The following is a 21,535-nucleotide window of genomic DNA, read 5'->3' on the forward strand; positions in this document are numbered from 1 at the left end:
ATATGATGGCTGACCGACAGTTGCCTGCCGCGTTGCAGGGCCTGCGCATTCCAATGATTGCGGCACCGTTGTTCATTATTTCAGTTCCGGAACTCGTTATTGCACAGTGCAAGGCGGGCGTTGTCGGGTCGTTTCCAGCTTTGAATGCGCGCGAGGCCGAAGGCGAGCCGCCGCTGCTGGAGGCTTGGCTGACGCAGATTTCCGAGGAATTGGGTCGGCACAATCAGGCAAATCCGGACCGGCCTGCCGCACCTTTTGCCGTCAACCAGATCGTGCACCGATCGAACGCGCGGCTGGATCGGGATCTGGAGATTTGCGTGCGTCACAAGGTGCCGATCTGGATCACGTCGCTTGGCGCAAGGGTGGAGGTGAACGAAGCCGCCCATTCCTGTGGCGGTGTTGTTTTGCACGATATCATCAACAACACCTTTGCCCGCAAAGCCATCGACAAGGGTGCCGATGGTCTGGTTGCAGTGGCGGCCGGGGCCGGGGGCCATGCAGGACAGCAAAGTCCCTTTGCCCTGGTCCGCGAAATTCGAGAGTGGTTCGATGGCCCTCTCGCTCTGTCGGGAGCCATCGCCAGTGGTGAAGCCTTGCTGGCCGCGCGTGCCATGGGGGCCGATTTCGGTTATGTTGGGTCCCCATTCATCGCCACGGAGGAGGCGAATGCGGTGCAAGGCTACAAGGACATGATCGTCGAAAGCGGGGCCGAAGACATCGTGTATTCTTCACTTTTCACCGGGGTCTGGGGCAACTACTTACGCGGATCCGTCGAAGCCGCAGGTATGGACCCCGACAACTTGCCGACGGCGGATGCCTCGTCCATGAATTTCTCATCAGGGTCGTCGAAACCCAAGGCGTGGAAAACGATCTGGGGCGCGGGGCAGGGCATCGGGGCAGTCAAATCCGTTGGCCCCGCTGGGGCCATCGTGGACCGCATGGCCGATGAATATGCCGCTGCCGGTGCACGGCTGGCACAAGAATTCCCGGGATAATCATGGACACTCAGACACTCGATACCGCTGCCGTTTCGCAATTTCTCAAAGGCAAATTGCCCGGGTTTGATAGTCCCGTTACAGCAACGAAGTTCACAGGCGGCCAGTCAAATCCGACATTCCTGCTGGAAACCGTGGCAGGCAATTACGTGTTGCGTCGGAAACCGCCCGGGCAGTTGCTGAAGTCCGCACATGCGGTCGACCGCGAGTTTCGTGTGCAGCGCGCTTTGTATGGCTCGGACGTGCCAGTCGCGAAGATGCATGTGCTGTGCGAAGATGCGTCGGTCATCGGGTCTGATTTCTACGTGATGGATCACGTGCCGGGCAGAAACTTCAACGAACCGACGATGGAGGGGCTGACGAACACGGACAGATCGGCTGTGATTGCCGACATGAACCGCGTTCTGGCGGCGTTGCACGAGGTCGATGTCGACGCGGTAGGGCTTGGTGACTATGGCCCGCCCGGGCACTATCTTGAACGGCAGGTCGGCCGCTGGACCAAACAGTATCGCGCCTCTGAAACGCAGGACATTCCGGCCATGAACCGTCTGATCGAACGGTTGGCGGCAGATATGCCGGAGGACGACGGTCAGCGTACGCTTGTGCACGGAGACTACCGGATCGACAACATGATCTTCGAAGCGGACGGTACTCGGTGTCTTGCCGTGCTGGATTGGGAGCTCAGCACCATCGGTCATCCCTATGCTGATCTGGCATCCGTCATCATGCAGTGGCAGTTGCCTGCCGGATCGGAAGGGCGCGGATTGATGGGGGTGGATCGGGCGGCTCTTGGCCTTCCCAGCGATGCGGAATTTGTGGCGGAATATTGCCAACGCCGCGGTTTGGAGCGCGTCGACCGGTTCGGTTTCTTCGTGGCATTCTGCTTCTTCCGCATGGGGGCGATCATTCAGGGTGTGCTGAAACGGGCCCTTGACGGAAATGCGTCGAACCCCAAACGGGCGATGCAGCTTGGCGCCTTTGTTCCGGTCTTCGCAGAGAACGGATTGAAAGCCCTTGAAGCCGATAAATAACAATTGATTGCAGACTATAGCTTATGTGACACATGAAGAGTGGTGTCGTCACATAAAGCTTGCGAACAGATTCAACCTAGACGCTTGACTTATCCTGTACCTGTGCAACGCTGGACCTATCCCGCCTCGCAAACTGGCCCGAAAAAGAGGTCGCTTGGCGGACCGCGTTCTAGGGAGGAACATCATGCGCACCACGACCATGCTGGGGCTGACGACAGCCCTGACCCTTGCTGCCAGTGCCTTTGCTGCCGGCGCCGACACCGTCAAGATCGCCTTTATCGACCCGCTGAGTGGACCGTTTGCCGGGACCGGGACGAACGGCTTGCACCAGTACGAGTTTGCAGCTGAAGAGCTGGTGAACAAGAAGGGTGGCGTACTCGACGGCGACATGTTCGAAATCGTCGCCTTTGACAACAAGATCAGTCCAAAGGAATCGCTGATCCAGCTGCAGGTCGCGATTGACCAGGGCATTCGGTACATCGCGCAGGGCAACTCGTCCGGCGTTGCCAATGCGCTGACCGAAGCCATCAACAAGCACAACCGCCGCAACCCCGACGACCGGGTGCTGTTTCTGAACTACTCCGCCGTCGATCCGGCGCTGACGAACGACAAGTGCAATTTCTGGCACTTCCGCTTTGACGCCAATGCCGACATCAAGATGGACGCGCTGACCGACAGCATTGTCAGCAATGACGAGATCGAAAAGGTCTACATCATCGGTCAGGACTACAGCTTCGGCAAAGCCGTGGCTGCCGCTGCGGTACGCTATCTGGGTGAGAAAGCGCCCGAGATCGAGATCGTCGGAAACGAGTTGCACCCCATTGGCAAGGTGAAGGATTTCACCCCGTATAGCCGCAAGATCGTGGCGTCCGAGGCAGATGCTGTCATCACCGGCAACTGGGGTGCCGACATGGTCGGTCTTGGCAAATCAGTGCTCGAGAACGGGTTTACCGGCCCGATTTACACCTACTACGCCGCTGCCGACGGGATCACAGCGGCCTTTGGTGATGCCGGCGTAGGTAGTTTGCGGCTCGTAGCCGAGGGGCAGTTGAATCCGCCGCCGAACGACCGCGCGTCTGAGTACATTAAGGCGTTCAAGGCGAAGTATCCTGACGGCAACCTCAGCCAGGCGCGTATTACCAACGTGATTGAGATGCTCGCTAAGGCCATCAACGAAGCAGGTACAGCCGATGATGTCGTGCCGGTTGCCTATGCACTTGCCGGGATGGAGCATGAAAGCCTGTGGGGCGGGAACTTGATGATGCGCGAGAGCGATCACCAGTTGATCCAGAACGTACACATCATGGAACACACCAATGATGTTGTATTCGACCACGACAATTCCGGCTTCGGCGTGAAGGTGGTCAAAACGGTCGAGATGGCCGCGGCAGACAGCCCGACCACCTGCGAGATGCGTCGCCCGTAACCAGTACGCACGGGGCGTATCCGCGCGCCCCGTGTTTCTTCCTTGGTACATCGGTGGGGAGTTTGAGGGGTGAACCCCTCATTCCCGGAACATGAATCGTGTCGCCGCAAGGCGTCCTTTGGATCACGTGTGATATGGACCTCATCCTCGTCAATCTCATCGACGGACTTGTCACTGGCCTGTTGCTGTTCATGCTGTCGGCCGGGCTGACCCTCATCTTCTCGATGATGGGCGTGCTCAACTTCGCTCATGCCAGCTTTTACATGCTCGGTGCATACTTTGCCTTCCAGATCAGCCTCTATCTCGGCTTCTGGATGGGCCTGCTGATCGCGCCGCTCGTCGTGGGCGTGCTTGGGGCAGGGGTCGAACGCTACGGGCTGAGGCGGGTACACCAGTATGGCCATGTGCCCGAGTTGATCTTTACATTCGGACTGGCCCTACTGATCGAGGAGTTGGTGCAGTTCATCTGGGGCAAGAACCAGATGCCCTACGCCACGCCTGAGATCCTGCAATTCACCGCCTTCTCCATCGCGGGCAACTCGATCCCGGCCTACAAAATTTTCATGATCTTCATCTCGGTCGCGATCTTTATCGGGCTGCTTTACGTACTGACACGAACGAGAGTCGGAATGATTATCCAGGCGGCACTCACCTATCCCAAAACGGTCGAGGCTTTGGGCCACAATGTGCCGCTCATTTTCATGGGTGTCTTTGGCGTAGGCACCGCATTGGCGGGCGTTGCCGGTGTGATCGCAGGCCCGGTCTTGGGCACTTTCCCCGGCATGGCCTTCGTTCTAGGCTCTATCGTGTTCGTTACCATTGTCATCGGGGGCCTCGGCAGCCTGTGGGGTGCACTGGTCGCTTCGCTTCTCATCGGCTGGATCACCACATTTTCCAAAGCGTACAATCTGAGGATGGAGGACCTCCTGACCTGGCTCGGGTTCACCAAGCCACAGCCGATCTGGGACAGCGCCTGGCGCGACCTGTGGTCCATCACCAGCCCTCAGATTGCTGACATCCTGCCGTACATTCTGATGGTGCTGATCCTGATCTTCCGACCCTACGGCCTCTTCGGAAAGCGTGACGCATGACCGATCAGCTGACCACCGACCCGACCAAACCCGCCCAGCGGATGCGTGCAGGATCTTTGACCATCCCGCTGATCCCGTGGGTGCTGGCCGCGGCGTTGGTGATGATCCTGCCGTTCATCTTCACCGCCAATTCCGCCATCACGATCATGAACCAGATGGCGATCACCATCATCTTTGCCCTGGCTTACAACATGCTGTTGGGGCAGGGCGGGATGCTGAGTTTCGGTCACGCCGTCTATGCGGGTGTGGGCGGGTTTGCCTGTGTTCACATCATGAACATGGACGACTTCTTTTCCCAGATCCCGTTGCCGCTGCTACCAGTTTTCGGCGGGTTGATGGGCATGGGGCTGGCGACAATCGTGGGCGCTTTTTCAACCCGCAAGGCAGGCACCGTCTTTGCCATGATCTCGCTCGGCGTGGGCGAGTTGATCGCCGCGTGCTCGGTCATCATCGTTGCCTTCTTCGGGGGTGAGGAGGGTATTTCCGGGGATCGCACCTACGGTATGCCGTTCTTCGGGGTCGAGTTCCTGCAGCAGATCGAGGTGTATTACCTGATTGCGGCGTGGCTGATGATCTCGGCGGCTCTCATGTATCTCTACTCCCGCACACCATTGGGGCGCATGGCAAACGCTGTGCGCGACAACCCGGAACGCGCCGAATTTCTGGGTTATTCGGCACGTTGGGTGCGCTTCTTCTCTTTCGTTGCGTCCGGGTTTTTCGCGGGCGTGGCTGGCGCACTCTTTGCGATCAACTATGAAATCCTGACCGAAGAGAATCTGAACACCACGCAATCCGGCCTAATCCTGCTTGCGACATTCTTGGGCGGCGTAGGTTTCTTCTTTGGGCCGATCCTTGGCGCCATCGTATTCACTTTGGTGCAGACCGTGCTGAGCCTGCAAACCGAACTCTGGGCATTCTATCTCGGCATCGTCTTTGTCGTGACGGTGATGTTCTTTCCCGGTGGTCTTGCGGGCCTCTTGATGATGCACGTGCCCGCGATGCGTCTCGGCAAGCTGGGTCGGCTGGGCGTACCGTACGTAAAGACGCTCGGGGCGGGTGCAATCGGGTGCCTCGGGGCTGCAGCATTGATCGAGATGACCTTCCATTTGCGCCATGCAAGTGCCGGTGATCACAGCATGACCCTGTACTGGATCACGTTTGAAAGCCACACGATCCTGCCTTGGATCGTGGCCATCGCTGTCACTCTTGTCGGCTTCGGCATTGCGCGCAGGACAGCACCAGCCTTGGCCGAGGCGTGGAACGACGCCAACACACCGGACGGAGCCCCGAGATGACTGCCGCATTGGAAATGGACGGGCTGAAGAAGTCCTTTGGCAAGACCGAGATCATTCGGGGCGTCGATCTGAAGATCGGCAAGGGCGAGCGGCACGCGATCATCGGACCCAATGGCGCGGGCAAATCCACGCTGTTCAACCTGATCACCGGGCGTTTCCCGCAGACGGAGGGTGCGATCCGGTTGCATGGGCAAGACCTTGCGGGCAAGGCCCCGTTCCAGATCAACCGCATGGGGCTCAGCCGGTCATTTCAGATCACCAACATCTTTCCCAAGATGTCGGTGTTCGAAAACGTGCGCTGTTCACTGCTGTGGTCGATGGGCTACCGCTACAACTTCTGGTCGATGGTCGGGCGGTCCCGCGCATTGACAGAGGGAACGGACGAGATCCTTGACCAGATCAACCTGACCGCCCGTCGCGATCTGCCTGCTGGCGTGCTGAGCTATGCCGAACAACGCGCGCTTGAGATTGGGATCACCATCGCGGGTGGCGCGAATGTTATCATGCTGGATGAACCCACGGCTGGCATGAGCCATTCGGAGACTGACTACATTGTCGACCTGATCCGTACCGTGACGGAGGGGAAGACGTTGATCATGGTGGAACATGACATGGGCGTTGTCTTTGGCCTCGCCGATCAGATCAGCGTCTTGGTCTATGGCGAGATCATCGCCACCGGCACGCCGGAAGCCGTGCGCGCCAACCCGAAGGTGCAGGAAGCCTACCTTGGCGAAGCATTGGAGGCGCACTGATGCTCGATGTCACTGACCTGCATGCCTATTACGGCAAGTCGCACATCCTTCAGGGGGTGAACATCCAGATCGCCGAGGGTGAGATCGTCGCCCTCCTGGGTCGCAACGGGGTGGGGCGCTCGACCACTTGCAAGGCCGTGATGGGAGAGGTTGAACCACACGGGTCCATCAAGTTCCGGGGGCAGGAGATTGCCGGCAGAAAAGCCTATGAGGTGGCCAATCTTGGCATTGGATATGTGCCCGAGAACCGCGACATCTTTCCGGGTCTGACCACACGACAGAACCTGATCCTCGGCCTCAAACCCGGCCAAAAGGACGGGCAGGGGCGCTGGTCGATGCAGGACATGTTCGACATGTTCGAAAACCTTTCGCGCCGCGCGGATGTAGAGGCGTCGGTGCTGTCGGGCGGGGAGCAGCAGATGCTGACCATGTGCCGGACTCTTATGGGGGATCCGGACCTTGTGATGATTGACGAGCCGACCGAGGGTTTGAGCCCGCAGATGGTTCAGCGTGTGGCGCAACTGCTGCAGGAGATTGCCAAGCGGGGCATCGCCACTTTGCTGGTTGAGCAAAAGCTGTCCATCGCTCTCGACATTGCCCACCGTGTCTACGTGATGGGCCACGGTCAGGTGGTCTTCGAAGGAACGCCAGCCGAGCTCAAGGCGCGCGAAGACGTGCGCAAGGAGTGGCTGGAGGTGTAGCTGGACGCCTACGCGGCGCCCGTGTGGTGTCTGACGTAGAAACCATTGGTCGCGTGGAAAGCGTGTCGCTTTCCATCCGGTCTTTGCGTCAAAGACCGGCGGCGGTCTGGTAGGCCGGGCGCGCTTCGAGCCGTTCGATGTAGGCGGCCAGATGTGGCATCTCTGACATGTTTATGCCGATACCTTTGGCAGAGATCGCCGCTGACCCGGTCATGATGTCGGCTGCCGAAAATTCGCCTGCAAGATGGTCGCGCCCCTGCAGTGCCACATCAACCGACACCAGCATTTGTCCCATCAGCTTGGCCGCCCGCTTGGCATGCACCTCCGACCGCCGCTCCGGCGGCAAAAACAACGTCTCGACCATGTAGCTGTTCACCTGCGGCATGATCATACCCTCGGAATAGTGCAGCCATTGCAGATAGGCAGGGTAGTCCGGGCTGTCGGGCAGGGGTCGAAACCGTCCATCGCCGTGCCGGGTCAGGAGGTATTCGAGGATCGCACCGCTTTCCATGATCTGCACATCGCCGTCGACCAGCACAGGCACACGCCCCATCGGATGCACCTGCTCTCGAAAACCCGCGCTGCGCATGGTTGGATCGCCAAGCGCGTAGGACACAAGGTCGTAGTCCAACCCCATTTCTTCCAGCAACCAAGCAACGCGGACCGCGCGGCTGCGCGGAGCAAAGTAGAGTTTCAGCATGGTGTCCTCCCTTGCGTCGGATGCTACCCACGGTGGATTTGGCTTGGCAAGGCCGCACAGCCCCGTATCGTGGAGCGATGTCACTCACCCTTGATCCCGCCCGCCTGTCCCGCATTCAACGCTGGGCCGACGGCTACACGCAGTCCGAGAGGTTTGCCGGGCTCTCGGTATGTGTCCAGCAGCATGGCAGGGAGGTTTTGTTTGCGCAGTCCGGCGTGCGGGACCTTGATCGCGGCGCACCTTTCGACCGGGATACGCTGGTACGCATCTATTCGATGACCAAGCCCATCACGTCCATGATCCTGATGATGTTGGTCGAAAAGGGGCGCCTGCATCTTGATGCGCCCCTGTCCCGTTTTCTGCCCGCCTTCGGAGAGGTGCGCGCCCTGCGCTCCGATGCCACGGACATCACGCAAACAGAGCCTTGTGCGACGCCAACGCTGCATCAATTGCTCACGCACCGGTCCGGGTTCAGCTACCCGTTCAACCCTGGAATTGTCCCAAAGGCGATGGAAGATCTGGACCTGCTCTTCAAACCCACTGCAGGCACCTTGGCTGAGCAATCCGACCTGCTGGCGACATTGCCTCTGGCCTTTGCGCCCGGTGCGCGCTGGGAGTATTCCGTCGGGATCGATGTCATTGGGCGGGTGATAGAAGTCGTAACAGGCGAAACCCTGGATCAGGTGTTTCGCACCCGTGTCTTGGGACCGCTTGGTATGGTCGATACCGGATTTACCGTTCCCGACAGCGCACTCGACCGATTTGCTAGCCTCTATACGCCCCTGGCCGGCGATGCGATGAACCTGAATGCGTCTGCGGAGGGCGACACGACTTTGCGCATCTTCGACAATTCGACCGGATCACCTTTCCGGCGCACCACCTGTTTCAGCGGCGGAGGGGGACTGGTGGGTAGCATCGACGATTACATGACCTTTGCCGAATGCCTGCGCTTGGGCGGGCAGGCGCTGATTTCTCCTTCCACTGCCGAGTTCATGATGTCGAACCACCTGCCCGGGGATATCGCAAGCCTTGGCCCGGCCAGCTTTGCCGAACAGCCGATGGAGGGGATGGGTTTTGGCATCGGCGGCGGCGTTGTGATCCATCCCGCGCGCAGCCGCGTGCCGTCTTCGGTCGGGGATTTCAGTTGGGGCGGTATGGCATCCACATTTTTCTGGGTGGACCGCGTAAATGATTTCAGCGTGGTGATGTTCACGCAGCTTAGCCCTTCGTCCAGCTACCCGGCGCGGGCAGAACTAAAGGCGCTGGTGCATGGCGCGTTGATGTGACAGGACAGCGCCCATGACAGATGCACATCAAACCTTGCTGGACCTGCTGGCCGTCGAACGGCTGGAAGTTGATCTGTTCCGCGGCACGGGGCAGGGGGGCGAGACCCCGACACGCATTTTTGGCGGGCAGGTGATCGGACAGGCGCTGGCTGCAGCCTATCGCACGGTCGAAGACCGTCTGTGCCACTCGCTTCACGCCTATTTCATTCGTCCGGGCGATCCGTCGATCCCGGTGATCTACCAGGTGGACCGCGCCCGGGACGGCGGCAGTTTCACCACCAGGCGGGTCGTCGCGATCCAACACGGGCGCCAGATCCTGAACATGTCAGCGTCGTTCCATGCTGACGAGGACGGCTGGTCGCATCAGCACCCGATGCCCGAGGTCGAAGGGCCGGAGCATCTGCGTGACCGCAAGGAGCTGCGTGAAACAGTCGTTGACCGCATTCCCGAAAAGTATCACGAAGAATTCCTGCGCCCGCGCCCCATCGACATCCGCGAGGTGGCGCCGCGCGATTTCTTCACGCCGGAGCCGATGGACGACCGCAGCCACCTGTGGTTCCGCATGGCGGCTGCACGCGGCATCAGTCCGCAATTGCAGCATTGTCTGCTGGCCTATGCGTCCGACCTGAACCTTCTGGGCACGGCCTTGCGTCCGCATGGGCAAACCTGGTTCACAGGCCGCGTGATGGCCGCCAGCCTTGACCACGCCATGTGGTTTCACGCACCCGCATCCTTTTGTGACTGGCATCTTTACACGATGGACAGCCCATGGTCCGGCAAGGGCAGGGGCTTTAACCGCGGGATGATCTACGACAAGGACGGCAGGCTTGTTGCCTCGGTCGCGCAGGAAGGCCTCATTCGCCCGATCACACCCAAGGATCAGCCGGAATAGGCACGGTTCAGTTTTTGCATGCCCGCAATCCAGCGGTCATAGTCAGCGGTCTTGAGCTGCATATACTTGCGTACATTGGCGTGCGGCAGGACCAGAAACTCTTCGTTTCGAATGGCCTCGATACAGGCGTTGGCCGCGTCTGCGGGTTCAAGCATTCCGTCGATCGCAGCGACGTGGTCCTCGTGCCCTTCTGTCATGGCTGTGCGGACGGCTTGCGGGCACAGAACGGACACCTTGATGCCTGCATCGCCATGCGTGATTGCCAACCATTCCGCCAGACCGACCGCCGCGTGCTTGGTCACGCCATAGGGCGCCGAGCCAATCTGGTTCAGCAAACCTGCGGCCGACGCGGTGTTGAGCAGGTAGCCGCCACCGCGTTTGAGCATCAGGGGCACGACGTGCCGGGCGGCCCAGACATGCGCCATGACGTTGATGTCCCAAAGCCGCTGCCATTCGGCATCCGGTGCTTCCGCACCACCTTCAACCAATACGCCCGCGTTTGAACAGAAGATGTCGATTGGGCCGACCGACTGCTCGACGTCCGCAATCAGATCGGCAATCTCGGCTTCTCGGGAAACATCAATTGTCTTGGCTATCCCATTGATTGAGCGTGCCGTTTCCTTTGAGCCATTCGCGTCAATGTCCGCACAGACAACGGCACGCGCACCCTGATCCGCAAAGGCTTCGCACAGCGCGCGACCGATACCTGCGGCCGCACCTGTGACGACGGCAATCCTGTCCTTGATGTCCATTGGTTTTCCCTGACCGACGACGTTTGCTGGACTCAAGCCTAGGATGCACGGGAAGACGTGCCAAGCGACGAGGGCATCCTGTTTCAAACCTGACGGAACGTCATAGGGGTAGGGAGCGACAACGATTATTCCCCTGTCACTTCAACTTGCAACGATGTGGGGCGCATTGTTCCTCACGATCGGCGTTGCCAATAAAGGCCGCAAATTAGTCGCTTGACTAATTTAGTCAGCCGACTAAATTTTTTGATCATGCCTGCATCCGATGCCAGAACTGCACTTATCGAAACCGCTCTTGCTGATCTGGCGCGGGTTTCACCATCCTTCGGTGCGCGCGCTGTCGCCCGAAAGGCTGGGGTCAATCACGGCTTGATCCCATACTACTTCAAAGATGCCGAAGGATTGCTGCTGGCGAGTATCGAGGAAGCAACCGCGAAATACCTTGAAGCGTTCGCGGAATTGATGAACGGCAGATCCGACCCGGTCGAACGACAAGGACCCGCACTGGTCGACACGATGATCGACTGGGCGCTCACGGTCATCCGCACCGACCCGGCCCACTTCGCCCGCAAACGGAACATCTGCAGCCTCGCCGCTGACAACCAGAACGTGGCGCGATACGCGCAAAAGCTTGTTGCGTCCGAAGTCGCCATGACGAGCAACTTTATTGCGTCCGTTCGCGGCCGTAAGGTCTGCACGCAAAGCGACGAAACCACTGCACATCTTCTGATTGCCTTGTTCGATGGGATCGCGGCGCAAGCAGCGATCGGCGTTGCTGTGGATACCGCTGCGGTCACGGCGACTGTTTGGCAGATGCTTGTGTTGCCAGAGGGGGGATGATCCGGATGACGACTGTTGGCTCGCTGATGGGTATGGGGCAAAACGATCTTGCTGCTTTCGACAAGGCAATCCTGATCACCGGTGGGTATGGTGGCATTGGCGCGGAGGCGGCCCGCCTTCTTCATGCAACGCATCCTGATGCACTGATCATCGTGGCAGGGCGCAATGCCAATAAGGCACAGGCATTTGCAGCCTCCTGTCCGCCAAATGTGGCGGGGGCGAAGCTTGATCTCGCTTCATTACCTGACGTGGGCCGGTTCGCGCTGGAGTACAATGTTCTGGTGTCAACGGGCGTCGTTCCGCCACTGTCAGCGTTGATTTGCAATGCAGGAACACAAGCCGGGCCGGGTGAGATGCGTGTTTCCGAGGATGGGTTCGAAGAAACCTTTGCCGTTAATCATCTTGCCCACATGCATCTGACCCTTGCGCTACTCCCGTCTTTCGCAAATCGGGCTCGCCTCATCGTGGTGAGCAGTGGCACACATGATCCAAACACGATGGAGGGGCGTTTCAACAAGCCGATACTGCGAAATGCCTCTGTCCTCGCCAACCCGCTTGATCCCCAGACCAGGAACACCAACGCGATCGTACGGTATTCGACGTCAAAACTCTGCAATCTTCTCTTCGCTTACGAGTTCGCGAGACGGGCTCACGACCTTGCGCCGAACAAGGTGATTGATGTTTTGACCTATGATCCGGGCGGCGTTCCGGGCAGTGATCTCATGCGAAATATCAACCCGTTGACCAAACGGATACTGACCGCTCCGTGGCTGATGCGCTTACTGCGGGTCACAACGCGCACTCCGAAGGACGCCGGGCGCTACTTGGCCGCACTTCTCACACAAGACGTGGATCATGAACCTGCATATTGGCAGGGCCCCAATCGTTCTCGATCATCAAAAACATCCCTCGATCCAGAGCATGCACGGGCGCTATGGGACGGCAGTGAAACGTTGATCCAGAAAGCGCTTCGCTTGAAGGATCAGGACGGCAGCAAGAATTTTCTTGACCCATAAGTCTTCACTTATATTTATGAAGCCATAAGTGATTACTTATGAAGATGCCTGATGTTCAAACCGCTCATTGCAACCGTCACCGCGGGCATGACCCTGTTTGTTTGGGGCGGGGTGACACAATTGTTCCCATGGGGCCCATCGTCTGCCCACGTCATTTCGACCGAAAAATCGCCCGAGCTTGGTGGTTTTCATCTGCGAACACCAATTGTCAAAGAGCCCGGTTCAATCGGGACGGCGGCATTTGATGAAGCCTTTTCCGGCCGGCTGGGCCTTTTGTTCACCGACAACACAGTGTCGTGGATTTCGTCTATGCCGATCGACTACTACGACGGCGCGGCATATCTGACGCGGCAAGCCGCCACACAGGCAGTCGTGGCGGCTTTGATTGTTGTGCTTTTGATGCTCCTGTCTCCACTTGGACGCGGGCGAAGCCTTGCGATCATCGCACTCGGCGCAACCGCCGGTTCAGTTGCCACTTACGGCGTATTGTCCAACTGGTGGGGATTGGCACCGATCTACGCCATTGGCGAAAGCGCGAACCTGATCGTGGGCTGGATGCTCGCCGCCATCGCAGCCTCGTTCGTATTGCGGCGTGGCCCTCGCAATGCTTCGACGGATGCGACGCATGGATAAGGAAAGCCAAGTTTTCCGCGCTCTGGCGGATCAAAACCGGCGCATCCTGCTCGACCTGCTGCTCGAAAGCGACCAGTCGGTCGGGGATCTCAGCGACAAGCTCACAATTTCACAGCCAGCCGTATCTCAACACCTTCAAATCCTGCGCGAGGCGGGGCTGGTGTCGCACCGCAAGGAAGGGCGACAGAACATCTACAGCGTCGATGCTGAACCCCTGCTGAGTGTCGCAAGCTGGTTGTCGAAATACGACGCGTTCTGGGACGGGAAGCTGGATGCGTTCGCCGGGCTTATAAACAGAAAGAGGAACTGACCATGGGTACGATCCGAAAAAGCATTGACCTGGCATTTCCCCGCCTCATGGTCTGGGAAACGCTGATCAACCCCCAGGATCTTGCGACCTGGTTGATGCCGAACGACTTCAAGCCGGAGGTCGGCCACAGGTTCACCTTTCAAACCGATCCAGCCCCGGGCTTTGACGGCACAGTGCATTCCGAGGTGCTTGAGCTGGACCCGCCATCAAGGCTGGTGATCGCCTGGAAGGCGGGTGGGCTTGATACGACCGTAACGTTCACATTGACCGAGACACCGACGGGCACGCGGATGGATCTGAAACATGACGGCTTTGTCCTTAGACAACTTCCCACCCGCACCATCCTCTCGGTCGGTTGGGGACGCATCCTACGCAAGAAACTGCCCGCACACCTGACTTCGAAAGGAGCCGCACAATAGCAATGCGGGCTCAACTGCGGCATTCGACAAATGCAACCAAACCTCTTGCTTCTGGCCAAACAGGAATGATGCCGGAATGGGGGGACATACCGATGGTGCGAGTGAGCTCATATTGACCGACCGCTCCATTCTGCTCGAATGACTACCGTGAGTTAGACATCGATGGACATCGCTTGGTACTTTGCGCGTGGCCGGATCATCGTGCCCGACTTTGCTTGTTCAATTGCATGTGCAGCCCAGCCCGCGGTTCGACCAACTGAAAAAATCGTGGTTGCTGCTTCATCTGGCCATTCGAAGTGGCGCATCGCAGCTGCCAACGCGATGTCAATGTTCGCTGGCAGCGAGAGGCGCTTGGATGCCTCCGCCACAGCCTGACGCACTGGCGAGTGCCGCGAAATGAGATTGAGCAGATAGGCGGCTCTCGGGTCGCCCCCGGAATAGAGCGGGTGACCAAAGCCAAACGAATAGGGAGGATGATCGGCATTTTCCGCGAGGAACTGCTCAAATCGACCTTCTAGCGTCGTATGCAAGGCTTGGTTGGCCAGCGACGCGACGCCTCCGTGGCGGGGGCCACTCAAGGTTGCAACACCTGCGAGCAATGCCGCCGCAAGGCTGCCACCGGTCGACGCGCAAACGCGCACGGCAAATGTCGACGGATTCAGTTCATGATCGCTGAGCAATACCAATGCCTGCCGGACAACGTTGACGGCTTCGGGCGTAAGGCCCCATTTGGCTCCGATACGCACATGAACCGGTCCTGATGAATGTCCCGCCAAACAGGCATCGGTTATCAGTGACAGAGCGCGTCCAACCTCCCGCGACATATCCGACATGTCTCGACCGGCGAGCGATGGCGCGCCATCAGCCTCTTCCGCAAGGGTTTTCATCGCCCGCGCAAAGAGCGATGTCCCTGAAATCTTGGCCCGCGTTTCCGGAAGAGTGACGTGATCGAAACCGCACAGAAGGGCAGCGGTTTCTTCGAGTGTCATATTTCTAGCACAGTCTTCAATCGCATGTTCCCGCAACCAGATCGTCCCGTCTCGGACCTCAGAGATGGACGTAACCAGAACCGGGTCACCCCACCGGATGGCAGCCTGAGCAACATCGGCTCGCGCTCTTGGGCGCCGGTTCTGACGGAGCAAACGATCCAAGTCGGGCAGAAAGTACAGACTTTGCCGCGCATCGCGCGGATCGGTCTTCAGACGAATGCGGTGCCGGGAAACATAGGCATAGAGCGTCTGAGCCTTTACTCCCAGCAACGCGCACGCTGCCTGTGTGTCGATCCAATTGCCGTTCTTCATGTTGATTATATTGATCAAGATTTACTTTCGATCAAGGAATCGCACTCTGGCCGCACTCTTTGCAGGAGCATCCATGGCCGACACATTCCTTTCCCAGATCGAAGCTGTTCTTGATCCGTCCGATAGGTCGACGCCCAATGTGATTGTCACAGGTGACGCTGAACTGCCGTCTTGTTTCGCTGTGACGGACCTTGCCGTATCGACTATGCGTGCAGCAGCAACACAACTTGCGGCTCTGACTGGCGCGCGTGACGTCACCGTTGACCGACGCCTCGCATCCCTTTGGTTCGATATGACCTTGCGGCCTCAAGGATGGGTGTTGCCGGATGCATGGGACGCCATTGCCGGGGTCTATCAAACAGCCGACGGGTGGATACGACTTCACACAAATGCGCCACACCATCGAGAGGCCGCATTGCGTGTTCTGGACTGTGCGGCCGACAAACAAGCTGTGGGAGCGGCCGTGAGCAGATGGCACAGGTCGCAATTGGAAGACGCCGTCGTTTCGGAGGAGGGGGCTGCGGCGGCGATGTACAGCATGGCGGAATGGGCGGCACATCCTCAGGGGCAAGCGGTCGCAAAAGACCCCCTGATTGCCTGGGAGGAAGTTGCCGAAGGCATGTCAAAAGTGGCGCTACAAGACCTGAAGGTTCTGGATCTCACGCGTGTACTGGCCGGGCCGGTGGCTACTCGATTTTTGGCCGGGTACGGCGCGCGTGTTCTGCGGATCGACCCGCCATGGTGGAATGAACCCGGGGTGGAGCCGGAGGTCACCCTTGGTAAAAAACGGACGGGTCTTGACCTGACACAGCCTGACGATCGGCAGGTCTTTGAAGGTCTCCTTGCGCAGGCAGACGTTCTTGTTCACGGATACCGGCCAGGTGCCTTGACCGGGTTGGGCTACGACCCAAGGCGTCTGCGCGCAATCTCTCCGCACATCATCGACGTTAGCCTTTGTGCGTATGGATTGCGCGGACCCTGGGCCGGTCGGCGCGGATTTGACAGCCTTGTACAAATGAGTTGCGGGATTGCCCATGAAGGCATGATCCGGAAGAAATCGGCACATCCCGTGTCGCTGCCGGTGCAAGCCCTTGACCATGCGACAGGCTATCTGCTGGCAGCAGCCGTCTTGCGCGCACTCCGAGTTCGCAATCAAACCGGGCGTATTCTGTCCGCGCGTTTGTCTTTGGCACGCACCGCGGAACTGCTCATATCAGAAGGCGCGCGCGGATTTATCGGGAGGGATTTGACCGAAACTGCAAATGACTTGTCAGAAACGAAAGAAATGACGAGTTGGGGTTCTGCGCGGCGGCTGCGTTTTCCGATCCTCATAGATGGTGCGGAACCAAAATGGCAGCTTCCGGCAGGAAAATTGAGAATGGACGCGCCAGCTTGGTGAATAATGAGAGGCGAAGCCCGCTGGCGGACATTGGCGCGACTGCTGCGAATTCTCATTCGGTCTTGCACAGGAGGTCGATCCAGACCGGAGGCCGTGCAAGTTGCGACCGTCGCTCAACGCCGGCCCTCGACCAACTCTGCAGCCAGTCGGGCAAGGTTCTTGGGAGAGCGGTCATCCAACGTGTCGGTCGATATACGGCCCTCTGCAGCAAGAGAGGCAAGGCCATGCACGATCCCCCATGCGCCGAGTGTTCGCTCTTTCCGCTCGACCTCCGTCGCCGCTGGAAACACGGCCTCAATGGTATCGCGAAGCATGTCGTAGGCCGCGCGGGACACCTGACGAAGCTTCTCGTCGTCTTCAAGACGCGTGCCTGTGGCGAACATGAGCCGGTACAAGCCCAGATTGCTTTTGGCAAAGGCCATATAAGCTTCCGCCAACGCAGTAAGGTCAGTTCGGTCACGCCTTGCTGCTTCCAATTCCGATGCAAGGAGTTCGAAGCCGCGCACCGCGAGAGCCGTCATAAGGTCAGATTTCGTACGAAAATGCGCGTGCGGAGCCGTGGAACTGACACCAAGCTTCATAGCCAGCGCTCTAATGCTTGGTATCTTGTCGGGTGTGCGGCGTAGATCGTCTTCGGCGGCATCCAGGAGAGCGCTGCGCAGGTCTCCGTGATGATAAGTGTTTTCACTCATGGCATTTCCAATCTAAGCATTGCAAAGTTAGCGCTGCATAGTTACATGTGTGGCAGAGGCAACACGAAGGGTCAAACCTATGAACGCCACTAAGCTACGCACCTATTTACGCTGGTTCCACATCGTGGGTGGACTGATCATCGGCACTTACCTTTATTCCCCTTGGTCCGCGAACGTCGCGTTTACGTCGCTGACCTTGTACGTGGTGACGCCCGCTCTCGTTCTCAGTGGGCTTGCGATGTGGAAGCAGGGGGCCTTGACGCGGTTTTTCCGCCGCGATGTTTAGGCGTTTCTGTATGAGGATTGAACAACACCCGCGCGACCAGACGTTCATGCTCGGCATCGCTAAGACCTTGTTTGTTCGCGGTGTGCCAGTTCGGGTATCGGATGTCGGTTCTGGGCTGTGTGCCCGGATAGTGTGACGCGCTCTTGGTTGAGATGCTGCGCTGCCTTCCAGAGTCGCCATGAGTCCTTTGGTGCCGACTGCTGAATTTCGCAGGAATGGCCGCTAGCCAATCTCAGAGTTAAGGCGTTTGGCGAGGAGGCCAATCAGGATCATGGCAACAACCAGAAACACCGCGCCGACCATCCAAGCCGTAGGTGTGGAATAGACCTCGGCGATGGCTCCCGCCAAGATCAGACCCAAAGCTCCTCCGAGTTGCTGTATCAGCGACCTCAGAGACAGCATTGTGGATCGCTGGCGGTCGTCTACGGATCCATGCAGGATGCTGCTGGCTGGCGTTTCAGAAACGCCAAGGATGACAGAATACAGGATGAAAGCCGTCACAAAGCCGACGATGCCGCTTTGTAGAGCCAAGGCGATCTGAACGCCGGCCATGCAGGCAAATGCTGCCGCAAGCGTAACCGCATGCCGCCTCTTGAAAATGCGGCTGATGCGTGGAGAAAGCCACGCACCGAATGCAATTGAGAAAAAGTAGGTCGCGGTCAGGACACCGATGATTGTATTTGCATAGCCTTCTTCCAACATTGGCTTTGCATGGGTCGGCCAAATCACCTCAACCGGATTGGTCGCCATCAGGAAAAACGCCAGAGCTGCCAAAAGCACTGACAACGCCGGATGTCTCAGAGCGAGAAGACCTGCGTCTTTGATCACGAGAGGTACAGTTGCAAAACCCTGTTTCAAAGCTTGAGGGTTCAGCGGGCGCGGCTTTTCCTCGATAACGACCAAGGTGTAAACGAACACACCAAGCATCACTGCCAAGCTCGCCGCATAAGACACATCATAGACGCTGAAACCCGGTCTCTCTGCCAACGAACCTAGAAGATCGGGCAGAAGCCCCCCCAAAACGGCGCCCACAGCCAAGCCCATGGCGTTGGCCCATTGTGCTTTTGCAAGAGCGGGTTGAACATCCACATTCGGGGCCGTGGCTTTGAACGTCTCAACGAACCAAGCGTCGAGCGTGCCCGACCGCAGCGCACGTCCAAAACCGATGAAAGCAAATGAGAGCGCGAGAACATAGAAATCGCTTGTCGAAAGAAAAAGTGCGAGTGAGACCAAACTGGCGACGACCGCGGCCAGAAAGACCGGCTTGCGTCCGATGTTGTCGGCCAATCCGCCGAACGGGAGCTCCATTGCCATGGTTGTAAGTGAGTAAATCCCAAAGAGCAGCGAAATCTGGAAAAGGTCCATACCTCGATCCGTCAACGCAAGCGCAACGACGGCAACCGTCAAACCCATCGCAAAACGATCGAGAAACTGGTGGACCTGAAACACCCGAATGTGCCGTCTCGCCTGAACGGTCAGCGCAGCGATGGAGAACTCTAATTCGGTTGCCATGGTCGCACCTTCGTCGTTGCAGGCAACTTGCACAATACCTCGGCGGAGCCGAGGCACGTGGCGCGCACCAAACCAGTCGTTCGAATCTGATTGGGGCAGGGGACTGATTGGTGGTACTTTGAGGCTATCGCTGTCTTCTCGCTCCGGAGCATTTCTCTCAGCCTAGCCGAACACAAGGCCGCATCCGCATTGGTGCAACCGGACGTGTCTCCGGATCCGCACGACACATGTATCACCGCTCAGCGTTCATTGACGGAAGGGCGTTCACATCAAAGGCGTCGTTGACGCAATTTTCTGGCCGAAAGTGATATTGAAAGCATCATGATAAGAGCGGCCGACACCACAACCAACCTGGCACTCGGGATTTCAACCGTATTCGGTGCATCGCCAGAGTCACGGATAGAACTCCAACAGAGCCATGATTTACCATCGATAAAAATAGACGACCGGCTTCAGGCGGGGTTGCGTCGGAGTGTCCCTCACCATGGCAATCAATAGCTACGGCAGTCCGGAATAGGAATGACAGAGAGCCGGTTGTTCGCCGGATCGGACCATTGCGGCAAGCCACTTGAATGCCAACGTGGTCAGGCCGACACAGTTTTTTCGTTGAGACAGCTCAGGGTTCCCCAAACCGCCAAATCGCAACGATTTCATTGGGGAGAGAGGCTTATCCATTCAGTCCCAAAGTATTGAAAATCCCACAGCGTTTCATACAAGCATCTCAAAGCCTTATAATCCACATTATGTAATTTAAAAAACGGGTGAAAATGACTTGAGTCAGTGATTTACAATGCACAGTTCATCCCAGTGCGTATCCAGCCCCACGTACAGTCCGCACTGGATCTGTTCCACCAAAATACGTCAATGCTTTGCGCAAGCGACCGATATGCACGTCCACTGTCCTCGTGTCGACATAAATGTCGCGCCCCCAGACACGGTCGAGCAATTGCTCTCGGCTCCAGACCCGTCCCGGTTTTTCCATGAACGTGCTGAGCAAGCGGAACTCCGTCGGCCCAAGTTTCAACTCGTCCGTGCCGCGCGTCACCTTGTGGCTCTCGGCGTCCAACACGATATCGTCGAATTCAAGCCGTTGGCCAACGGTCGAAGGACGCACGCGGCGCAATTGGCTTCGCACACGCGCCATCAGCTCGATCACGGAATACGGTTTGACCACATAGTCATCGGCACCCGTTTCCAGCCCACGCACCTTATCCACTTCCTCTGACCGCGCCGACAGCATGATGACCGGAATGCTCCGTGTCTCTGGTTTGATCTTCAGCCTGCGACACACTTCGATCCCTGACAGGTTCGGCATCATCCAATCCAGGACGATGATGTCCGGCATGTCCTCATCCACAAGCAGCAAGGCTTCGTCACCATTCTGCGCGCGGCTGACGGCAAAGCCTTCTGCTTCGAGGTTATACGCAAGCACTTCGCGTTGTGCGGGTTCATCTTCGACAACCAGAACACGGGGCTGATCGGCGGGCATGGGACTGTTCTCCTAGGCCTGAAGCGAGGTTTTGTCCGCCTTCTGGCGGTTTTCATCGGGCGTCGTTCCGGTAACCAGATACACGACCTGTTCGGCGATGGATGTGACGTGATCGCCCATCCGTTCGATGTTCTTGGCGATGAAATGCAGGTGCATACAGGCCGTGATGTTGCGCGGATCTTCCATCATGAAGGTTAGGAACTCGCGGAAAAGCGCGTTGTACATCTGGTCGACTTCGGTGTCGCGGTCGATCACATCCTGTGCCAGTTCTGCATCGCGCGCGACATAGGCATCAAGCGCGTCTTTCAGCATCCTCTCGACCTCTTTCGCCATCCGGCGCAAAGCGGCAGCACTGTCGTTCACGGGCGCCATCTGCGACAAGACGCTTGTGCGCTTGCCCATGTTTTTTGCATAGTCTCCAATGCGTTCCAGGTTGGCGCTCACCTTGATCACGGACAGCACGAGCCGCAGGTCAATGGCCGTAGGCGCACGCAGCGCGATGACGCGAGCGGCTTCTTCGTTGATCAACTCCTCGAGCTCATCAATCGCCTTGTCGCCCTTGCGGACCTGCTCTGCACGCTCTTCGTCGCGCGTCTCCAAGCTGATGGCGGCTTCCAGAATGGCGTTCTCGACCAGCCCGCCCATCTTCATGATCTGCGCCTGGATCGCTTCGAGGTCCCGGTCAAAGGCCGAGGCGATGTGTTGGTCTTGCATGTCTTC

General features: G+C 58.2%; 23 protein-coding genes. 16 read left to right on the forward strand and 7 right to left on the reverse strand.

Annotated elements, in window-relative coordinates; all coding sequences use genetic code 11:
* Positions 1 to 2 precede the first annotated feature (2 nt).
* The 7 genes from KUV51_RS06070 (at position 3) to KUV51_RS06100 (ending at position 7,291) form a co-directional block, all read left to right on the forward strand.
* A complete protein-coding gene (locus KUV51_RS06070; protein WP_222521259.1) occupies positions 3 to 995 on the forward strand; it encodes an NAD(P)H-dependent flavin oxidoreductase in 993 nt (330 codons plus the stop codon).
* Complete coding sequence (locus KUV51_RS06075) at positions 992 to 2,026, forward strand: phosphotransferase family protein (RefSeq protein WP_222521260.1); 1,035 nt, start codon at positions 992 to 994, stop codon at positions 2,024 to 2,026. The genes KUV51_RS06070 and KUV51_RS06075 overlap by 4 nt, the downstream gene beginning before the upstream one ends.
* Before the next feature lie 184 nt (positions 2,027 to 2,210).
* On the forward strand, positions 2,211 to 3,452 hold the full coding sequence (locus tag KUV51_RS06080) for a branched-chain amino acid ABC transporter substrate-binding protein (RefSeq protein WP_222520676.1): 1,242 nt from the start codon (positions 2,211 to 2,213) through the stop codon (positions 3,450 to 3,452).
* A gap of 134 nt (positions 3,453 to 3,586) precedes the next feature.
* Positions 3,587 to 4,543: a branched-chain amino acid ABC transporter permease gene (locus KUV51_RS06085; protein WP_222520677.1), complete on the forward strand. Its 957-nt coding sequence runs from the start codon at positions 3,587 to 3,589 to the stop codon at positions 4,541 to 4,543.
* Complete coding sequence (locus KUV51_RS06090) at positions 4,540 to 5,838, forward strand: branched-chain amino acid ABC transporter permease (protein WP_222520678.1); 1,299 nt, start codon at positions 4,540 to 4,542, stop codon at positions 5,836 to 5,838. The genes KUV51_RS06085 and KUV51_RS06090 overlap by 4 nt, the downstream gene beginning before the upstream one ends.
* Positions 5,835 to 6,590, forward strand: coding sequence for an ABC transporter ATP-binding protein (locus tag KUV51_RS06095; RefSeq protein WP_222520679.1), 756 nt, complete (start codon positions 5,835 to 5,837; stop codon positions 6,588 to 6,590). The genes KUV51_RS06090 and KUV51_RS06095 overlap by 4 nt, the downstream gene beginning before the upstream one ends.
* On the forward strand, positions 6,587 to 7,291 hold the full coding sequence (locus KUV51_RS06100; RefSeq protein WP_222521261.1) for an ABC transporter ATP-binding protein: 705 nt from the start codon (positions 6,587 to 6,589) through the stop codon (positions 7,289 to 7,291). Before KUV51_RS06095 ends, KUV51_RS06100 begins: the two co-directional genes overlap by 4 nt.
* An 88-nt stretch (positions 7,292 to 7,379) precedes the next feature.
* On the opposite strand, the gene KUV51_RS06105 is transcribed toward KUV51_RS06100, so the two are convergent.
* Entirely contained in the window at positions 7,380 to 7,991 is a 612-nt protein-coding gene (locus tag KUV51_RS06105) for a glutathione S-transferase family protein (protein ID WP_261385664.1), read from the reverse strand.
* 77 nt (positions 7,992 to 8,068) lie between these two features.
* Between KUV51_RS06105 and KUV51_RS06110 the strand changes: the two genes are divergently transcribed.
* Both KUV51_RS06110 and KUV51_RS06115 read left to right on the forward strand, forming a co-directional pair.
* Complete coding sequence (locus KUV51_RS06110; RefSeq protein ID WP_222520680.1) at positions 8,069 to 9,277, forward strand: serine hydrolase domain-containing protein; 1,209 nt, start codon at positions 8,069 to 8,071, stop codon at positions 9,275 to 9,277.
* Positions 9,278 to 9,290: 13 nt separating this feature from the next.
* Positions 9,291 to 10,169: an acyl-CoA thioesterase gene (locus KUV51_RS06115; protein WP_222520681.1), complete on the forward strand. Its 879-nt coding sequence runs from the start codon at positions 9,291 to 9,293 to the stop codon at positions 10,167 to 10,169.
* Here the strand turns inward: KUV51_RS06115 and KUV51_RS06120 are convergent.
* Positions 10,157 to 10,921: an SDR family oxidoreductase gene (locus tag KUV51_RS06120; protein WP_222520682.1), complete on the reverse strand. Its 765-nt coding sequence runs from the start codon at positions 10,919 to 10,921 to the stop codon at positions 10,157 to 10,159. The two genes, KUV51_RS06115 and KUV51_RS06120, sit on opposite strands and share 13 nt — an antisense overlap.
* 249 nt (positions 10,922 to 11,170) lie before the next feature.
* On the opposite strand from KUV51_RS06120, the gene KUV51_RS06125 reads away from it, so the two are divergent.
* The 5 genes from KUV51_RS06125 to KUV51_RS06145 are packed head-to-tail and all read left to right on the forward strand — an operon-like array spanning position 11,171 to position 14,136.
* Positions 11,171 to 11,758 (forward strand): TetR/AcrR family transcriptional regulator, encoded by a 588-nt coding sequence (locus tag KUV51_RS06125; RefSeq protein WP_222520683.1) that lies wholly within the window; start codon positions 11,171 to 11,173, stop codon positions 11,756 to 11,758.
* Entirely contained in the window at positions 11,755 to 12,774 is a 1,020-nt protein-coding gene (locus KUV51_RS06130; protein ID WP_222520684.1) for an SDR family NAD(P)-dependent oxidoreductase, read from the forward strand. Before KUV51_RS06125 ends, KUV51_RS06130 begins: the two co-directional genes overlap by 4 nt.
* Before the next feature lie 51 nt (positions 12,775 to 12,825).
* Positions 12,826 to 13,407, forward strand: coding sequence for a hypothetical protein (locus tag KUV51_RS06135; RefSeq protein ID WP_222520685.1), 582 nt, complete (start codon positions 12,826 to 12,828; stop codon positions 13,405 to 13,407).
* Complete coding sequence (locus KUV51_RS06140) at positions 13,400 to 13,717, forward strand: ArsR/SmtB family transcription factor (RefSeq protein WP_222520686.1); 318 nt, start codon at positions 13,400 to 13,402, stop codon at positions 13,715 to 13,717. Before KUV51_RS06135 ends, KUV51_RS06140 begins: the two co-directional genes overlap by 8 nt.
* A gap of 2 nt (positions 13,718 to 13,719) precedes the next feature.
* Positions 13,720 to 14,136, forward strand: coding sequence for an SRPBCC family protein (locus KUV51_RS06145; protein ID WP_222520687.1), 417 nt, complete (start codon positions 13,720 to 13,722; stop codon positions 14,134 to 14,136).
* A gap of 152 nt (positions 14,137 to 14,288) precedes the next feature.
* Here the strand turns inward: KUV51_RS06145 and KUV51_RS06150 are convergent, their stop codons facing one another.
* A complete protein-coding gene (locus tag KUV51_RS06150) occupies positions 14,289 to 14,882 on the reverse strand; it encodes a citrate/2-methylcitrate synthase (protein ID WP_222520688.1) in 594 nt (197 codons plus the stop codon).
* Between the two features lie 198 nt (positions 14,883 to 15,080).
* On the opposite strand from KUV51_RS06150, the gene KUV51_RS06155 reads away from it, so the two are divergent.
* Both KUV51_RS06155 and KUV51_RS06160 read left to right on the forward strand, forming a co-directional pair.
* Positions 15,081 to 15,551, forward strand: coding sequence for a hypothetical protein (locus KUV51_RS06155; RefSeq protein ID WP_222520689.1), 471 nt, complete (start codon positions 15,081 to 15,083; stop codon positions 15,549 to 15,551).
* A gap of 373 nt (positions 15,552 to 15,924) precedes the next feature.
* On the forward strand, positions 15,925 to 16,836 hold the full coding sequence (locus KUV51_RS06160) for a CoA transferase (RefSeq protein ID WP_261385666.1): 912 nt from the start codon (positions 15,925 to 15,927) through the stop codon (positions 16,834 to 16,836).
* 113 nt (positions 16,837 to 16,949) lie between these two features.
* Here the strand turns inward: KUV51_RS06160 and KUV51_RS06165 are convergent, their stop codons facing one another.
* The 4 genes from KUV51_RS06165 to phoU form a co-directional block, all read right to left on the reverse strand.
* Positions 16,950 to 17,528 carry a TetR/AcrR family transcriptional regulator gene (locus KUV51_RS06165; RefSeq protein WP_222520691.1) on the reverse strand — a complete coding sequence of 193 codons (579 nt, stop codon included), beginning with the start codon at positions 17,526 to 17,528 and terminating at the stop codon, positions 16,950 to 16,952.
* 508 nt (positions 17,529 to 18,036) lie between these two features.
* Positions 18,037 to 19,326 (reverse strand): MFS transporter, encoded by a 1,290-nt coding sequence (locus tag KUV51_RS06170; RefSeq protein ID WP_222520692.1) that lies wholly within the window; start codon positions 19,324 to 19,326, stop codon positions 18,037 to 18,039.
* Between the two features lie 799 nt (positions 19,327 to 20,125).
* The gene (gene phoB, locus KUV51_RS06175; protein ID WP_222520693.1) at positions 20,126 to 20,815 is read right to left on the reverse strand and encodes a phosphate regulon transcriptional regulator PhoB; all 690 of its coding nucleotides are present in this window, start codon (positions 20,813 to 20,815) and stop codon (positions 20,126 to 20,128) included.
* 12 nt (positions 20,816 to 20,827) lie between these two features.
* Entirely contained in the window at positions 20,828 to 21,529 is a 702-nt protein-coding gene (phoU, locus tag KUV51_RS06180; RefSeq protein WP_039686968.1) for a phosphate signaling complex protein PhoU, read from the reverse strand.
* Positions 21,530 to 21,535: the final 6 nt, after the last annotated feature.

Source organism: Tateyamaria omphalii (assembly GCF_019802125.1).
Taxonomy (GTDB): Bacteria; Pseudomonadota; Alphaproteobacteria; order Rhodobacterales; family Rhodobacteraceae; genus Tateyamaria; species Tateyamaria omphalii_B.

Coding starts and splice junctions, on each gene's coding strand:
- KUV51_RS06110 (WP_222520680.1), top strand. CDS start 8,069: ATGTCACTCACCCTTGATCCCGCCCGCCTGTCCCGCATTCAACGCTGG.
- KUV51_RS06070 (WP_222521259.1), top strand. CDS start 3: ATGATGGCTGACCGACAGTTGCCTGCCGCGTTGCAGGGCCTGCGCATT.
- KUV51_RS06130 (WP_222520684.1), top strand. CDS start 11,755: ATGATCCGGATGACGACTGTTGGCTCGCTGATGGGTATGGGGCAAAAC.
- KUV51_RS06170 (WP_222520692.1), bottom strand. CDS start 19,326: ATGGCAACCGAATTAGAGTTCTCCATCGCTGCGCTGACCGTTCAGGCG.
- KUV51_RS06140 (WP_222520686.1), top strand. CDS start 13,400: ATGGATAAGGAAAGCCAAGTTTTCCGCGCTCTGGCGGATCAAAACCGG.
- KUV51_RS06105 (WP_261385664.1), bottom strand. CDS start 7,991: ATGCTGAAACTCTACTTTGCTCCGCGCAGCCGCGCGGTCCGCGTTGCT.
- KUV51_RS06135 (WP_222520685.1), top strand. CDS start 12,826: ATGTTCAAACCGCTCATTGCAACCGTCACCGCGGGCATGACCCTGTTT.
- KUV51_RS06095 (WP_222520679.1), top strand. CDS start 5,835: ATGACTGCCGCATTGGAAATGGACGGGCTGAAGAAGTCCTTTGGCAAG.
- KUV51_RS06165 (WP_222520691.1), bottom strand. CDS start 17,528: ATGAGTGAAAACACTTATCATCACGGAGACCTGCGCAGCGCTCTCCTG.
- KUV51_RS06080 (WP_222520676.1), top strand. CDS start 2,211: ATGCGCACCACGACCATGCTGGGGCTGACGACAGCCCTGACCCTTGCT.
- KUV51_RS06115 (WP_222520681.1), top strand. CDS start 9,291: ATGACAGATGCACATCAAACCTTGCTGGACCTGCTGGCCGTCGAACGG.
- KUV51_RS06145 (WP_222520687.1), top strand. CDS start 13,720: ATGGGTACGATCCGAAAAAGCATTGACCTGGCATTTCCCCGCCTCATG.
- KUV51_RS06090 (WP_222520678.1), top strand. CDS start 4,540: ATGACCGATCAGCTGACCACCGACCCGACCAAACCCGCCCAGCGGATG.
- phoB (WP_222520693.1), bottom strand. CDS start 20,815: ATGCCCGCCGATCAGCCCCGTGTTCTGGTTGTCGAAGATGAACCCGCA.
- phoU (WP_039686968.1), bottom strand. CDS start 21,529: ATGCAAGACCAACACATCGCCTCGGCCTTTGACCGGGACCTCGAAGCG.
- KUV51_RS06125 (WP_222520683.1), top strand. CDS start 11,171: ATGCCTGCATCCGATGCCAGAACTGCACTTATCGAAACCGCTCTTGCT.
- KUV51_RS06120 (WP_222520682.1), bottom strand. CDS start 10,921: ATGGACATCAAGGACAGGATTGCCGTCGTCACAGGTGCGGCCGCAGGT.
- KUV51_RS06085 (WP_222520677.1), top strand. CDS start 3,587: ATGGACCTCATCCTCGTCAATCTCATCGACGGACTTGTCACTGGCCTG.